We start from the raw sequence: 14,178 nt of genomic DNA, 5'->3' as shown, positions 1-14,178 counted from the left end.
ATGAAAAGCGGTGTGTTCGAGTCTCTCAAATTTTCGCAACACTGAAGTGTTTTACGAAACATCTTCGGGTTGTGAGGTTAAGCGACTAAGCGTACACGGTGGATGCCCTGGCAGTCAGAGGCGATGAAGGACGTGCTAATCTGCGATAAGCGTCGGTAAGGTGATATGAACCGTTATAACCGGCGATTTCCGAATGGGGAAACCCAGTGTGATTCGTCACACTATCATTACGTGAATACATAGCGTAATGAAGCGAACCGGGGGAACTGAAACATCTAAGTACCCCGAGGAAAAGAAATCAACCGAGATTCCCCCAGTAGCGGCGAGCGAACGGGGAGCAGCCCAGAGTCTGAATCAGCATGTGTGGTAGTGGAACGGTCTGGAAAGTCCGGCGATACAGGGTGATAGCCCCGTACACAAAAGTGCATGTGTTGTGAACTCGAAGAGTAGGGCGGGACACGTGGTATCCTGTCTGAATATGGGGGGACCATCCTCCAAGGCTAAATACTCCTGACTGACCGATAGTGAACCAGTACCGTGAGGGAAAGGCGAAAAGAACCCCGGCGAGGGGAGTGAAAAAGAACCTGAAACCGTGTACGTACAAGCAGTGGGAGCCTCTTTATGGGGTGACTGCGTACCTTTTGTATAATGGGTCAGCGACTTATATTCTGTAGCAAGGTTAACCGAATAGGGGAGCCGAAGGGAAACCGAGTCTTAACTGGGCGTTAAGTTGCAGGGTATAGACCCGAAACCCGGTGATCTAGCCATGGGCAGGTTGAAGGTTGGGTAACACTAACTGGAGGACCGAACCGACTAATGTTGAAAAATTAGCGGATGACTTGTGGCTGGGGGTGAAAGGCCAATCAAACCGGGAGATAGCTGGTTCTCCCCGAAAGCTATTTAGGTAGCGCCTCGTGAACTCATCTTCGGGGGTAGAGCACTGTTTCGGCTAGGGGGTCATCCCGACTTACCAACCCGATGCAAACTGCGAATACCGAAGAATGTTATCACGGGAGACACACGGCGGGTGCTAACGTCCGTCGTGAAGAGGGAAACAACCCAGACCGCCAGCTAAGGTCCCAAAGTCATGGTTAAGTGGGAAACGATGTGGGAAGGCACAGACAGCCAGGATGTTGGCTTAGAAGCAGCCATCATTTAAAGAAAGCGTAATAGCTCACTGGTCGAGTCGGCCTGCGCGGAAGATGTAACGGGGCTAAACCATGCACCGAAGCTGCGGCAGCGACACTATGTGTTGTTGGGTAGGGGAGCGTTCTGTAAGCCGTTGAAGGTGTGCTGTGAGGCATGCTGGAGGTATCAGAAGTGCGAATGCTGACATAAGTAACGATAATGCGGGTGAAAAACCCGCACGCCGGAAGACCAAGGGTTCCTGTCCAACGTTAATCGGGGCAGGGTGAGTCGACCCCTAAGGCGAGGCCGAAAGGCGTAGTCGATGGGAAACAGGTTAATATTCCTGTACTTGGTGTTACTGCGAGGGGGGGACGGAGAAGGCTATGTTAGCCGGGCGACGGTTGTCCCGGTTTAAGCATGTAGGCGGAGATTCCAGGTAAATCCGGAGTCTTGTTAACGCTGAGGTGTGATGACGAGGCACTACGGTGCTGAAGTAACAAATGCCCTGCTTCCAGGAAAAGCCTCTAAGCATCAGGTAACACAAAATCGTACCCCAAACCGACACAGGTGGTCAGGTAGAGAATACCAAGGCGCTTGAGAGAACTCGGGTGAAGGAACTAGGCAAAATGGTGCCGTAACTTCGGGAGAAGGCACGCTGATATGTAGGTGAAGTGATTTACTCATGGAGCTGAAATCAGTCGAAGATACCAGCTGGCTGCAACTGTTTATTAAAAACACAGCACTGTGCAAACACGAAAGTGGACGTATACGGTGTGACGCCTGCCCGGTGCCGGAAGGTTAATTGATGGGGTTATCCGTAAGGAGAAGCTCTTGATCGAAGCCCCGGTAAACGGCGGCCGTAACTATAACGGTCCTAAGGTAGCGAAATTCCTTGTCGGGTAAGTTCCGACCTGCACGAATGGCGTAATGATGGCCAGGCTGTCTCCACCCGAGACTCAGTGAAATTGAACTCGCTGTGAAGATGCAGTGTACCCGCGGCAAGACGGAAAGACCCCGTGAACCTTTACTATAGCTTGACACTGAACACTGGTCCTTGATGTGTAGGATAGGTGGGAGGCTTTGAAGTGTGGACGCCAGTCTGCATGGAGCCAACCTTGAAATACCACCCTTTAATGGCTGGTGTTCTAACGTAGACCCGTGATCCGGGTTGCGGACAGTGTCTGGTGGGTAGTTTGACTGGGGCGGTCTCCTCCTAAAGAGTAACGGAGGAGCACGAAGGTTAGCTAATCCTGGTCGGACATCAGGAGGTTAGTGCAAAGGCATAAGCTAGCTTGACTGCGAGAGTGACGGCTCGAGCAGGTGCGAAAGCAGGTCTTAGTGATCCGGTGGTTCTGAATGGAAGGGCCATCGCTCAACGGATAAAAGGTACTCCGGGGATAACAGGCTGATACCGCCCAAGAGTTCATATCGACGGCGGTGTTTGGCACCTCGATGTCGGCTCATCACATCCTGGGGCTGAAGTAGGTCCCAAGGGTATGGCTGTTCGCCATTTAAAGTGGTACGCGAGCTGGGTTTAGAACGTCGTGAGACAGTTCGGTCCCTATCTGCCGTGGGCGCTGGAGAATTGAGGGGGGCTGCTCCTAGTACGAGAGGACCGGAGTGGACGCATCACTGGTGTTCGGGTTGTCATGCCAATGGCATTGCCCGGTAGCTAAATGCGGAAGAGATAAGTGCTGAAAGCATCTAAGCACGAAACTTGCCCCGAGATGAGTTCTCCCTGACCCTTTAAGGGTCCTGAAGGAACGTTGAAGACGACGACGTTGATAGGTCGGGTGTGTAAGCGTAGCGATACGTTGAGCTAACCGATACTAATGAACCGTGAGGCTTAACCTTACAACGCCGAAGATGTTTTGGCGAAAGAGACATCGAAATTCAGCTTGATTACAGATTACATCGACATGCGAAAAGCGTGTTGATAAACAGAATTTGCCTGGCGGCTGTAGCGCGGTGGTCCCACCTGACCCCATGCCGAACTCAGAAGTGAAACGCCGTAGCGCCGATGGTAGTGTGGGGTCTCCCCATGCGAGAGTAGGGAACTGCCAGGCATTAAATAAGTGAAGAAGCCCATCCTGCCGGATGGGCTTTTTTGCGTCTGTGCGGGATGAAAATCGCCGGAAGTGACCTCCCGCCTTATCCGGCCTACAAAGGCGTATCACGACACAGCAGCTATCTTCTTATCCATTGCGTAACAAAATCGGCAACTTGCTGTATATCGTTGATATCTAACAATGGAACATCCACCGCAAGCGGAATATCACTGGCAACCGCGATAACATAGTTGTCTAACGCCAGGTCCTCTGGACTGTGCCCGCAACCGTCGCGAAAAAGAACGATCTTAGCAACAGGTTCATGCTTAAAGCCCTCAACCAACACCATATCCAGTGTAGAAGCATCCATCCTGCTTACCAAGTACGCTAAATCCAGTTCAGGCTCTTCCGGGGTTTCTACCATTAATGCCCAGCGCTGCTGGCTGGCGACCAGGGTTTGTGCTGCACCGGCTTTGCGTAGCTCATAGCTATCTTTGCCGGGCTTATCAACATCCATCTTGTGATGAGTATGCTTAATCAATCCGGGACGAATGCCTCTGGCACGTAGCACCGGGATCAATTTTTTAAGCAGCGTAGTTTTTCCCGTTCCGCTCCATGCTGCTATAGCGAGTAATGGGATCATGATTTGTCCTGCCATTTTGCAAGTTCTTCAGGGGTGTTCACGTTCACGAACGCATCTTTATGATCGCTGAAATCGACAGCATGACCGCCAGCCTGGCGCATAAAGACCATGACGCGTCTTTCACCGGACTGAAGATAATCCTGTAGCAAGGGTTGCATGGTGCGGTGCATTAGCGCAATGGTCGGATGATCTCTTTCGCCATCATGCACCCAGACAACCGGTGCAGCTTTGCGCTGCTCCTTCAAACGTTTGACCAGATCGTGAGGAATATAGGGCATATCGCACGGGCAGAACAGAAACCACTCCCCCGCTTGCTGCAGGAATACCGATAGCATCCCGGCCAGTGGGCCAGGGAAATCGGCCAATGAATCAGGGATAACTTTCAGGCCGCTTTGTTGGTAAATATCCCGGTGGCGATTGGCATTAACCACCACGGTTTCGACCTGTAAAGCGAGGGTATCGGCTACGTGCCGCCAAAGAGGTTTACCGTCCAGCTCAAGCAGACCTTTATCGGTTCCGCCCATCCGTCTGGCCTTACCGCCTGCCAGCACAACCCCTGTTATTGCACTATCCAGAATCACTGATATCGCCTCTTTTAATGTGGGATTGACCCTGCTAACGTATCTGTATTGAGCCTAAGGAGCACAACCATGAAATGTAAACGTCTGAATGAAGTTATTGAACTCCTCCAGCCGGCCTGGCAGAAGGAACCCGATCTTAACCTGATGCAATTTTTACAGAAACTGGCGCAAGAGTCAGGTTTTGACGGCGAACTGGCGGATTTAACTGATGACATTCTGATCTATCACCTGAAAATGCGTGACTCGGCGAAAGACGCCGTCATCCCAGGTATTCAGAAAGATTATGAGGAAGATTTTAAAACCGCACTACTCCGCGCACGTGGCGTAATTAAAGAGTAAAAGCTTGTAATCGCCACCACCGAAAGCGCTGCGAAATGATATCCTGAATCATTCGTAGTATTTTCCGGATGATGGGATGAACGACAACGCTTTTAATTTCCAGACGCTACACCCGGATACCATCATGGATGCACTGTTTGAGCAGGGGATCCGGGTGGACTCCGGGCTTACCCCGCTTAACAGCTATGAAAACCGTGTCTATCAATTCCAGGACGAAGACCGTCGACGCTTTGTCGTTAAGTTTTATCGCCCTGAACGTTGGTCTGTCGAGCAGATCCAGGAAGAGCACCAGTTTGCTCTGGAACTGGTAAGCGATGAAGTCCCGGTAGCTGCACCGCTGGTACTAAGCGGCCAAACGCTGTTAAGCCATCAGGGTTTCCATTATGCGATCTTCCCCAGCGTCGGCGGGCGGCAGTTTGAGGCCGACAATATCGATCAGATGGAGGCGGTGGGGCGCTATCTGGGGCGTATGCATCAGACCGGATGCAAGCGTACTTTTGCCTTTCGCCCGACGATTGGCCTTGAAGAATACCTGACTGAGCCGCGTAAGCTTTTTGAACACGCACAGTTGATCCCATCAGGGCAAAAAGCGGCTTTCCTGAAGGCAACGGATGCGCTTATCGCGGTCGTTACCGAACGCTGGCATGCACGTTTTACCACGTTACGTCTGCACGGTGATTGTCATGCCGGTAATATTCTGTGGCGCGATGGTCCGATGTTTGTCGATTTAGATGATGCCCGCAATGGCCCGGCTGTTCAGGATTTATGGATGCTCCTCAATGGCGATAAAGCTGAACAACGCATGCAGCTTGAAACCATTATCGAGGCTTATGAAGAGTTTAGTGAGTTCGACACCTCTGAAATCGGACTGATAGAACCTTTACGCGCTATGCGTTTAGTTTATTATCTTGCCTGGCTAATTCGACGTTGGGCTGACCCTGCGTTTCCAAAAAACTTCCCGTGGTTAACCGGGGAAGATTACTGGCATCGTCAGACCGCGACCTTTATTGAGCAGGCAAAAATTCTGCAAGAGCCCCCCTTACAATTAACGCCAATGTATTAATCGGAGAAATTTGAACATGAAAAAATTATGGCTGGCGCTGGCTGGTATGGTTTTAGCTTTTAGCGCATCTGCAGCGCAGTTCCAGGATGGCAAACAATACATCACTCTGGAAAAGCCTGTTGCGGGTGAACCGCAAGTGTTGGAGTTCTTCTCCTTCTACTGCCCGCACTGCTATCAGTTTGAAGAAGTTCTTCACGTCTCTGATAACGTGAAGAAAAAACTGCCTGAAGGCACCAAGATGACCAAGTACCACGTCGAGTTTCTGGGGCCTTTGGGCAAAGATCTGACGCAAGCTTGGGCCGTTGCTATGGCGCTGGGCGTTGAAGATCAAGTAACCGTTCCGTTGTTTGAAGGTGTTCAGAAAACCCAGACCGTTCAGTCTGTAGCTGATATCCGTAAAGTGTTTGTCGACGCGGGTATTAAAGGTGAAGACTATGATGCGGCATGGAACAGCTTCGTGGTGAAATCACTCGTGGCGCAGCAGGAAAAAGCGGCGGCTGATTTACAGCTGCAGGGCGTTCCGGCAATGTTCGTGAATGGCAAATATCAGGTAAATCCGCAGGGCATGGATACCAGCAGCATGGATATCTTTGTACAACAGTATGCGGATACCGTGAAGTATCTGGTTGGTCAGAAGTAAAAGCAAAAGCCGGTCACTTGTGCTGACCGGCTTTTTCATATGAGGCTTTAATCGCGTCGAGCTGCGCGTCTTTCTCACTCCACAGCGTATTAAGCCATAGCTGAAACCGACGCTTGAATCCCTTATCGTTCACGTAATCACCGTGCAACTCTTCATGAATTGGCTCCAGATTTACCCGCACGACAATACGCGTTAGCTTACCGCTCAGCATATCGTAGAACGGTCGGCTGCTGTTTTCCGGATAGCACAACGTGACGTTCAACATTTTATCGAACTGCGACCCCAGTACGTTCAATGCCATCGCAATACCGGCCGCCTTTGGAGGGAGCAAGTTTTGATAAGGAGAGCGGGTTTGCTCACATTTCTCTTTGGTAAAGCGTGAACCTTCGACAAAATTCACAATAGTTGTCGGGTGTACGCGAAACTTCTCGCAGGAACGACGCGTTGTTTCGACATCTTTACCGCGCCGTTCTGGATGACGGAGCAGGTAGCCTCGCGAATAGCGTTTCATAAACGGCATATCCAGCGCCCAGCAGGCCAAGCCAATAAAGGGCACCCAGGCCAGTTGTTGCTTGAGGAAATATTTATTCATTGGGATGTGCTTACGGAACAGAACGCAAAGCACAACGATGTCAGCCCAGCTGTAATGGTTACAAATGAGCAGATACCAGTTTTTCTTGCTAAGACCTTCCAGTCCCTCGACATCCCACTTCAGTCGCGGATTGAGGTGTAGCAGTAGCGCCAGACCTTCACACCAGCAGTACATCATGAAATTACAGAAGACAGAAACCTTGCGCCAGACAACGGGAACGGGCAAAAGGAGTTTTACAACTCCGGCAAGGATGATCGGCACAGAACAAAAAATCGTGACCAATATGGTCAATACGATACTCAGCAACAGCGTTATCGCAGCGAGTATTCTCGTCATAATTAAATTATTCAAAAGGTTAGCCATAGATAGTGCGCTAAAGAGGCGCAAGGGGCTGATTTTATCAGAAAACGAACCAAATGATGGATCTTCCCTGAATAGAAAAAAAGGGAATATCTATCCACATCAGGATATAAGCTGTATAAATGGAATAAAATACTACGCATTTATTTAAGCTTATGAAATATATGTATAAAATAAATGATGTGTTAATTTTATTGCTATATTTAAAGAGCTGAAAATTATTTATTCACAAAGTTATCCACAGTCTTCTTTGCGATCAAAGCAGAAGATCTACAAAAGTTTTTCGACAAATGCGGCGAAAAACTCATGTTTTCATCCTGTCTGTGGCATCCTTTACCCATAATCTGATAAACAGGCACGGACATTATGGTTCAGATCCCAGAAAACCCACTTATCCTTGTAGATGGCTCCTCTTACCTGTATCGCGCATACCATGCGTTCCCGCCGCTGACTAACAGTGCAGGAGAACCTACTGGCGCGATGTATGGTGTCCTCAACATGCTGCGTAGCTTGATTCTGCAATATCAGCCGACCCATGCTGCGGTGGTATTCGACGCTAAGGGTAAAACCTTCCGTGATGAGTTATTCGAACACTACAAGTCACACCGCCCACCCATGCCGGACGATCTGCGTGCGCAGATTGAGCCTCTGCATGCGATGGTAAAAGCGATGGGGTTGCCACTGCTGGCCGTTTCGGGCGTGGAAGCAGACGATGTCATTGGTACGCTGGCGCGGGAAGCAGAGAAGGTGGGTCGTCCGGTGTTGATTAGTACCGGTGATAAAGATATGGCTCAGTTGGTGACGCCGAATATCACCCTGATCAACACCATGACCAATACGATCCTCGGCCCGGATGAAGTGGTGAATAAATATGGTGTTCCACCAGAACTGATCATCGATTTCCTGGCGCTGATGGGGGATTCCTCAGATAACATCCCTGGCGTTCCAGGCGTAGGTGAAAAAACCGCGCAGGCTCTGCTGCAGGGGCTGGGGGGGCTGGATACCCTCTATGCTGAATCAGACAAAATCGCGGGGCTGACTTTCCGTGGTGCGAAAACTATGGCGAGCAAACTTGAGCAGAATAAAGAGGTAGCGTACCTCTCTTATCAATTAGCTACCATCAAAACGGATGTTGAACTGGAGTTGACCTGCGAGCAGTTGGAAGTACGTCAGCCGGCAGCGGATGAACTACTTGACCTATTTAAACAGTATGAATTCAAGCGTTGGGTTACTGACGTTGAAGCGGGTAAATGGCTACAGGCGAAAGGAACGAAGCCGGCGGCAAAACCACAGGAAACTATCGCCGTCGATGAAACGCCTGAGGGGCCGGCCACGGTTCTCTCGTATGATAACTATGTGACAATTCTGGATGAAGCGACGCTGGAAGAGTGGATTGCGAAGCTGAAAAAAGCGCCTGTCTTTGCCTTCGATACTGAAACTGACAGCCTGGACAACATCTCCGCGAATCTGGTTGGCCTGTCTTTTGCCATTGAACCGGGTGTGGCTGCATATGTTCCTGTTGCCCACGATTACCTGGACGCCCCCGATCAGATCGCTCGCGACCGCGCGCTGGCATTGCTGAAGCCGCTGCTGGAAGATGAGAACGCGCATAAAGTCGGGCAAAACCTGAAGTATGATCGCGGTATCCTGGCGAACTATGGCATCGAACTGCGTGGAATCACCTTTGACACCATGCTCGAATCCTACATTCTTAACAGCGTCGCTGGCCGACACGATATGGACAGCCTCTCGGACCGCTGGCTGAAACATAAAACCATCACCTTTGAAGAGATCGCCGGAAAGGGCAAAAACCAGCTGACCTTTAACCAGATAGCGCTGGAAGAAGCCGGACGTTACGCTGCGGAAGACGCCGACGTTACGCTACAGCTCCATCTCAAAATGTGGCCAGAATTGCAGCAGCATAAAGGACCGCTGAACGTCTTTGAAAATATCGATATGCCGCTGGTTCCTGTTTTGTCTCGCGTTGAGCGCAACGGTGTGAAAATCGATCCGGCTGTTCTGCACAAACATTCAGAAGAGCTGACGCTGCGTTTGAACGAGCTGGAGCAAAAAGCGCACGAGATCGCCGGAGAAGCGTTTAACCTCTCTTCCACCAAGCAACTGCAAACTATCCTGTTTGAAAAGCAGGGTATTAAGCCGCTGAAGAAAACCCCTGGCGGCGCGCCATCAACGTCGGAAGAGGTACTGGAAGAGCTCGCGCTCGATTACCCATTGCCGAAAGTGATCCTGGAATATCGCGGCTTAGCAAAACTGAAGTCGACCTATACGGATAAGCTTCCGTTGATGATTAACAAGAAAACCGGGCGCGTTCACACCTCCTATCACCAGGCGGTGACCGCTACCGGGCGCTTATCATCTACGGATCCAAACCTGCAGAACATCCCGGTACGTAATGACGAAGGTCGTCGTATTCGTCAGGCGTTTATTGCGCCAGAAGACTACGTGATTGTCTCCGCAGACTACTCACAGATTGAGCTGCGTATCATGGCGCATCTCTCGCGTGATAAAGGTCTGCTTACCGCATTTGCCGAAGGGAAAGATATTCACCGCGCAACGGCTGCGGAAGTCTTTGGCTTACCGCTGGATTCCGTGACTGGTGAACAACGCCGCAGCGCGAAAGCCATCAACTTCGGTTTGATCTACGGGATGAGTGCCTTTGGTTTGGCGCGCCAGTTGAATATTCCGCGTAAAGAAGCACAGAAGTACATGGACCTCTACTTCGAACGCTACCCTGGCGTGCTGGAATATATGGAACGCACCCGTGCACAGGCAAAAGAGCAAGGTTATGTCGAAACGCTGGAAGGGCGTCGTCTCTATTTACCGGATATTAAATCCAGTAATGGCGCTCGTCGCGCTGGTGCAGAGCGCGCGGCAATTAACGCCCCGATGCAGGGTACTGCCGCAGACATTATCAAACGAGCCATGATTGCGGTGGACGGATGGCTGCAAACCGAGCAACCACGTGTGCGCATGATCATGCAGGTACACGATGAACTGGTGTTTGAAGTGCATAAAGATGACCTCGAAAGCGTCTCTAAAAAGATCCATCAACTGATGGAAAACGAGACCCAGATTGATGTGCCGTTGCTGGTGGAAGTCGGTAGTGGTGAAAACTGGGATCAGGCGCACTAAGGGTTTACTGAATAACGCCCCTTTTTCGTAACTAAGCAACATAAGATAGAACTTTTTGTGATGTCCATTAGAATTCCCTATGTAAGGAATGAAAAAAAATTACAAAAAGTGCTTTCTGAGCTGCTCAAAAAAGAGTAAAGTTATTCACGTAGGGTACAGAGGTAAGATGTTCTATCTTTCAGACCTTTTACTTCACGTAATCGGATTTGGCTGAATATTTTAGCCGCCCCAGTCAGTAATGACTGGGGCGTTTTTTATTGTGCGAAAGAAAAGTTTCGTACAGGCTGTAGGCCGGATAAGACGCGCAGCGGCGCTATCCGGCATATCGGTGGGTTACTCCCCGTCCTGCATCTCTTCAATCGGCGCCAGTTCACTAAACCAGCTATCCAGCTTCTGCCGAAGTTTGTCCACGCCCAGTTTTTTCAGTGATGAAAATGCTTCTACCTGTACATCACCGTTAAATGCCAGTACGGCTTCACGTACCATATTCAACTGGGCTTTGCGCGCACCGCTGGCCAGCTTGTCTGCTTTAGTCAGCAGTACCAGAACCTGAACGTTGCTCTCAACCGCCCACAGGATCATCTGCTGGTCGAGGTCTTTTAGCGGGTGACGAATATCCATCAATACCACCAGACCTTGCAGGCTCTGACGTTTTTCCAGATATTCAGCCAGCGCGCGCTGCCATTTGCGCTTCATCTCTTCCGGAACTTCGGCATAACCGTATCCTGGCAAATCGACTAGGCGTTTGCCGTCAACGACTTCAAACAAGTTGATGAGCTGAGTACGACCCGGCGTTTTAGATGTACGCGCCAGACTCTTTTGATTCGTCAGGGTATTTAGCGCACTGGATTTGCCTGCGTTGGAACGGCCAGCAAAAGCCACTTCGATACCGGTATCGGAAGGTAAGTGGCGAATATCAGGCGCACTCATCACAAAGTGCGTCTGTTGATAATTCAAGTTAGTCAAAGCAGTCCTCTCCATCAATCAGGGCTTTGCAGCGATTATACCTGAACCCCAGCAAAAGGCTGGTTTTTCGACGCGTAGGCTATGTAAGTAAAAACCTCGCACTTTGTGAGACATTGCCGATAGTTTCTATACGAGATGACAGAGTAAAAAATGACGTAACTAAAATAAATCATATAGTTAAGATAAGGCACTATTCTTAAAGTCCGAAATTGTTACCCAGGTTACTTGTACGTTTAAACCAAAGCGGTAAAGTAGCGCCCATAGCGAGGAAGCTGACAGGATAGTCGACTCAGGATGAGGGTCAGGAGCGCCAGGAGGCGAAGACACAGGATTGTCAGGGAGACAAACGTCTGGAGACGTTAGTAAAAGGAAATGGAAACAACACGGAATGTTTCAGGCTAAGGGAAAAACAGGGTGTGTTGATAGCCAACAAGGATTGTAGAGCCCGTAAGGGTTGAGAGTCAGGAAAAAAGGCGACAGATTACTCTGTCGCCTTTTTTCTTTATTTCTGCTAGATTCCGGCGCAATTATATACTGAATAAAACAGCCAAAGACGAATCATGATGAAACCAACTTCTACACCACGCGGTAAAGGTCCTGCAAAAGCGCGTCGTAAAACACGCGAAGAAATTAATCAGGAAGCTCGCGACCGTAAGCGCCAGAAAAAACACCGTGGTCATGCGGCGGGTAGCCGTGCGTCCGGTAGCGAAGGCGCATCTGGTGGCGGAAACCAAAATAAGCAAAAAGATCCTCGTATTGGCAGCAAAAACCCCATTCCATTGGGCGTGACCGAAAAAGTCACCAAACAGCACAAACCGAAGAGTGAGAAACCTATGCTTTCACCACAGGCTGAGTTGGATTTACTGGAAACGGATGAGCGCCTGGATGCGCTGCTGGAGCGTCTTGAAGCAGGAGAAACCCTGAGTGCGGAAGATCAGACCTGGGTTGATGCCAAGCTGGACCGCATCGATGAGCTGATGCAAAAGCTGGGTCTTTCTTACGATGACGAGGAAGAAGAGGAAGAGGAAGAAAAGCAGGAAGACATGATGCGTCTGCTGAAAGGCGGCAACTAACGGTTTTACACCGTGGGTCTTCCCGTCCTGCTTATAACCCTTCCGGTTATATGTTATCTGGTGTGGTTATTCGTTAAACTACAGCGGTTGTCGCGGCGACAGAAGTGGCTGCGCAACCGGCTTATCACCCGCACTGGGGTTAAGCCGGTACGCCGTACCCGCCAGAGACGCCATCGGAAGGAGTGAGCATGTCAGAGCAGTTAATAGACTGGGACCTGGCCCTGATCCAGAAATATAACTATTCCGGGCCACGATATACCTCGTACCCGACCGCGCTGGAGTTTTCTGAAGACTACGGCACAGAAGCATTTCTAAAGGCCGTAGCGCGTTATCCTGAGCGTCCGCTCTCGCTGTACGTTCACATCCCGTTCTGCCACAAACTGTGCTACTTCTGTGGCTGCAACAAGATTGTGACTCGCCAGCAGCATAAAGCAGATCAATATCTCGATGCCCTGGAACAAGAAATTATCCATCGCGCACCGCTGTTCGCCGCACGCCATGTCAGCCAGCTGCACTGGGGCGGCGGCACGCCAACGTACCTGAATAAAGCGCAAATCAGCCGTTTGATGTCACTGCTGCGTGGCAATTTCAACTTTAACGACGACGCCGAAATCTCGATCGAAGTGGATCCGCGTGAAATCGAGCTGGATGTCCTTGATCATTTACGCGCTGAAGGTTTTAACCGTTTGAGCATGGGAGTGCAGGACTTCAACAAAGAAGTTCAGCGCCTGGTGAACCGTGAGCAGGATGAGGAGTTTATCTTTGCGCTGCTGAATCATGCGCGGGAGATTGGCTTTACCTCAACGAATATCGATCTGATTTATGGCCTGCCAAAACAGACGCCAGAGAGCTTCGCCTTTACCCTGAAACGCGTGGCTGAGCTGAATCCAGACCGTCTGAGCGTCTTTAACTACGCGCACCTGCCGACGCTGTTTGCTGCCCAGCGCAAGATTAAAGATGCCGACCTGCCCAGCGCGCAGCAGAAGCTGGATATCCTGCAGGAGACCATCTCTTCACTGACCGAAACTGGCTATCAGTTCATTGGCATGGATCACTTTGCCCGCCCGGATGACGAACTGGCCATTGCTCAACGCGAGGGCGTTTTGCATCGCAATTTCCAGGGTTATACCACCCAGGGGGACACCGATCTGCTGGGGATGGGCGTATCGGCCATCAGTATGATTGGCGACAACTACGCGCAGAATCAGAAAGAGCTGAAGCACTATTACCAGCAGGTAGACGAACAGGGGAATGCGCTGTGGCGCGGAATTGCCCTGACCCGCGACGACTGCATTCGTCGGGATGTTATTAAGCTCCTGATCTGCAATTTCCGCCTCGACTATGCCGCCGTGGAACAACAATGGGATCTGAACTTCGCTGACTATTTTGCCGAAGACCTGAAACTGCTGGCGCCGCTGGCGAAAGATGGGCTGGTGGATGTGGATGAGAAGGGGATTCAGGTTACGTCGAAGGGGCGTCTGCTGATTCGTAATATTTGCATGTGCTTCGATGCATATCTGCGCCAGAAAGCGCGTTTGCAGCAGTTCTCGCGCGTTATTTAGCCGGGTTGCCCGGTGGCGCTTCGCTTACCG

General features: G+C 50.5%; 11 protein-coding genes, 2 rRNA genes and 1 pseudogene. 10 read left to right on the top strand and 4 right to left on the bottom strand.

All coding sequences use genetic code 11. The features are described from left to right. Positions 1 to 75 precede the first annotated feature (75 nt). Both HV243_RS24010 and rrf read left to right on the top strand, forming a co-directional pair. Positions 76 to 2,982: ribosomal RNA gene (locus HV243_RS24010) — 23S ribosomal RNA — on the top strand. 96 nt (positions 2,983 to 3,078) lie between these two features. Next, positions 3,079 to 3,194 (top strand): 5S ribosomal RNA (rrf, locus tag HV243_RS24005). A 121-nt stretch (positions 3,195 to 3,315) separates the two neighbouring features. Here rrf and mobB read toward each other — a convergent pair. Beyond that, positions 3,316 to 3,834: a molybdopterin-guanine dinucleotide biosynthesis protein MobB gene (gene mobB, locus HV243_RS24000; RefSeq protein WP_095715465.1), complete on the bottom strand. Its 519-nt coding sequence runs from the start codon at positions 3,832 to 3,834 to the stop codon at positions 3,316 to 3,318. Beyond that, positions 3,816 to 4,400, bottom strand: a complete 585-nt coding sequence (gene mobA, locus HV243_RS23995) for a molybdenum cofactor guanylyltransferase MobA (RefSeq protein ID WP_016157861.1) — start codon at positions 4,398 to 4,400, stop codon at positions 3,816 to 3,818. Before mobA ends, mobB begins: the two co-directional genes overlap by 19 nt. 69 nt (positions 4,401 to 4,469) lie before the next feature. On the opposite strand from mobA, the gene HV243_RS23990 reads away from it, so the two are divergent. From HV243_RS23990 to dsbA, 3 genes are all read left to right on the top strand, one after another. Continuing rightward, on the top strand, positions 4,470 to 4,739 hold the full coding sequence (locus HV243_RS23990; RefSeq protein ID WP_003028616.1) for a YihD family protein: 270 nt from the start codon (positions 4,470 to 4,472) through the stop codon (positions 4,737 to 4,739). Between the two features lie 76 nt (positions 4,740 to 4,815). Beyond that, positions 4,816 to 5,802 (top strand): serine/threonine protein kinase, encoded by a 987-nt coding sequence (locus HV243_RS23985; RefSeq protein WP_016155155.1) that lies wholly within the window; start codon positions 4,816 to 4,818, stop codon positions 5,800 to 5,802. Between the two features lie 16 nt (positions 5,803 to 5,818). Next, positions 5,819 to 6,442, top strand: a complete 624-nt coding sequence (gene dsbA / locus HV243_RS23980) for a thiol:disulfide interchange protein DsbA (RefSeq protein ID WP_016155156.1) — start codon at positions 5,819 to 5,821, stop codon at positions 6,440 to 6,442. A 13-nt stretch (positions 6,443 to 6,455) separates the two neighbouring features. Here dsbA and HV243_RS23975 read toward each other — a convergent pair whose 3' ends face one another. Then, on the bottom strand, positions 6,456 to 7,316 hold the full coding sequence (locus tag HV243_RS23975) for an acyltransferase (protein WP_233623861.1): 861 nt from the start codon (positions 7,314 to 7,316) through the stop codon (positions 6,456 to 6,458). Between HV243_RS23975 and HV243_RS25635 the strand changes: the two genes are divergently transcribed. Both HV243_RS25635 and polA read left to right on the top strand, forming a co-directional pair. Beyond that, positions 7,210 to 7,545 (top strand): hypothetical protein, encoded by a 336-nt coding sequence (locus HV243_RS25635; protein WP_240489674.1) that lies wholly within the window; start codon positions 7,210 to 7,212, stop codon positions 7,543 to 7,545. The genes HV243_RS23975 and HV243_RS25635 overlap by 107 nt on opposite strands. Positions 7,546 to 7,760: 215 nt before the next feature. Beyond that, positions 7,761 to 10,547, top strand: coding sequence for a DNA polymerase I (polA, locus tag HV243_RS23970; protein WP_053388930.1), 2,787 nt, complete (start codon positions 7,761 to 7,763; stop codon positions 10,545 to 10,547). 333 nt (positions 10,548 to 10,880) lie between these two features. Here polA and yihA read toward each other — a convergent pair whose 3' ends face one another. Further along, positions 10,881 to 11,513 (bottom strand): ribosome biogenesis GTP-binding protein YihA/YsxC, encoded by a 633-nt coding sequence (gene yihA, locus HV243_RS23965; protein WP_005121851.1) that lies wholly within the window; start codon positions 11,511 to 11,513, stop codon positions 10,881 to 10,883. Positions 11,514 to 11,722: 209 nt separating this feature from the next. Here yihA and HV243_RS23960 point away from each other — a divergent pair. The 3 genes and pseudogenes from HV243_RS23960 (at position 11,723) to hemN (ending at position 14,148) form a co-directional block, all read left to right on the top strand. Continuing rightward, a pseudogene (locus HV243_RS23960) lies at positions 11,723 to 11,971 on the top strand (hypothetical protein). A gap of 105 nt (positions 11,972 to 12,076) precedes the next feature. Beyond that, entirely contained in the window at positions 12,077 to 12,586 is a 510-nt protein-coding gene (gene yihI, locus HV243_RS23955) for a Der GTPase-activating protein YihI (RefSeq protein WP_019077947.1), read from the top strand. Positions 12,587 to 12,774: 188 nt separating this feature from the next. After that, positions 12,775 to 14,148, top strand: coding sequence for an oxygen-independent coproporphyrinogen III oxidase (hemN, locus tag HV243_RS23950; protein WP_053388929.1), 1,374 nt, complete (start codon positions 12,775 to 12,777; stop codon positions 14,146 to 14,148). Positions 14,149 to 14,178 lie beyond the last annotated feature (30 nt).

The organism is Citrobacter sp. RHBSTW-00599, assembly GCF_013784065.1.
Lineage (GTDB): Bacteria > Pseudomonadota > Gammaproteobacteria > Enterobacterales > Enterobacteriaceae > Citrobacter > Citrobacter braakii.
The sequence above is the reverse complement of the archived record's forward strand: the minus strand, read 5'-3'. Positions and strand labels throughout refer to the sequence as shown.

What these genes read in the sequence shown, in the direction of transcription:
- HV243_RS23985 (WP_016155155.1), top strand. Translation starts at nt 4,816, where the DNA reads ATGAACGACAACGCTTTTAATTTCCAGACGCTACACCCGGATACCATC.
- yihI (WP_019077947.1), top strand. Translation starts at nt 12,077, where the DNA reads ATGAAACCAACTTCTACACCACGCGGTAAAGGTCCTGCAAAAGCGCGT.
- dsbA (WP_016155156.1), top strand. Translation starts at nt 5,819, where the DNA reads ATGAAAAAATTATGGCTGGCGCTGGCTGGTATGGTTTTAGCTTTTAGC.
- polA (WP_053388930.1), top strand. Translation starts at nt 7,761, where the DNA reads ATGGTTCAGATCCCAGAAAACCCACTTATCCTTGTAGATGGCTCCTCT.
- hemN (WP_053388929.1), top strand. Translation starts at nt 12,775, where the DNA reads ATGTCAGAGCAGTTAATAGACTGGGACCTGGCCCTGATCCAGAAATAT.
- HV243_RS23990 (WP_003028616.1), top strand. Translation starts at nt 4,470, where the DNA reads ATGAAATGTAAACGTCTGAATGAAGTTATTGAACTCCTCCAGCCGGCC.
- HV243_RS25635 (WP_240489674.1), top strand. Translation starts at nt 7,210, where the DNA reads ATGAAATTACAGAAGACAGAAACCTTGCGCCAGACAACGGGAACGGGC.
- mobB (WP_095715465.1), bottom strand. Translation starts at nt 3,834, where the DNA reads ATGGCAGGACAAATCATGATCCCATTACTCGCTATAGCAGCATGGAGC.